Origin of the sequence: Luteimonas panaciterrae, from assembly GCF_020511115.1 — a bacterium.
Classification (GTDB): domain Bacteria; phylum Pseudomonadota; class Gammaproteobacteria; order Xanthomonadales; family Xanthomonadaceae; genus Luteimonas; species Luteimonas panaciterrae.
In genome coordinates this window covers 1-723 of sequence record NZ_JAJAVH010000082.1, presented here as the reverse complement: position 1 = coordinate 723, position 723 = coordinate 1, and the positions used below count along the sequence as shown (strand labels likewise).

Below are 723 nucleotides of genomic sequence, written 5' to 3'. Positions count from 1 at the left end.
CGGCACCGCGACGCCGCCGCTCGCGCCATTGGCGCTGCCGCTGTCATCGACCGCATCGATCGGCGCCGCCGAGACGGTCACCGTCACGTTGGCCGTATCGCAGTTGGTCGGGTTCAGCTGCTCGCAGATCTGGTACACGACCGTGTACGTGCCCGCCGGGGTCCCCGGCGCCACGTTCACCGCACCCGTCGCCGGATCCAGCGTCACGTTCGGGTTGGTCGTCGAGGTCTGCGTCAGCGTGACGTTGCTGAGCGTGGCCGGCGCACCGTTCAAGGTGTCGTTCGTCAGCACGTTCGGCACCGCGACGCCGCCGCTCGCGCCATTGGCGCTGCCACTGTCATCGTTGGCAATAATCGGAAGCGCGCCGGCAGTGCCCGGCTCGTCATCCGTGTTGTTGGATGTATTCGGATCGGTCTGATCCGGCACCGTCACCGTCGCCACGTTGTTGAACGCACCGCCGGTCACGCCAACGGTCGCCGTCACCGTGATGGTCACGCTCGCGCCCGAGGCCAGGCTCGCCAGCGTGCACGGGAACGCCGTGCAGCCACCACCGGACACACCGGTGATCGTCAGATTGGTCGGGGTGTCGGTCACCTGCACGTTGGTCGCGGCATCCGGACCCGCATTGGTCACCACGATGTCGAACTGGATCGACTGTCCTGCCAGGATCGGGCCAGTCGTGGTCAGCGTCTTCACCACCGACACATCGGCCACGCCGCCCGC

The 723-nt window shown here is 67.6% G+C and carries 1 protein-coding gene; it reads right to left on the bottom strand.

What is annotated here, in order from left to right; genetic code table 11:
• Window positions 1–723 (bottom strand): DUF11 domain-containing protein (locus LG367_RS18365; RefSeq protein WP_226470722.1); only part of this gene is annotated, 723 nt, incomplete at both ends.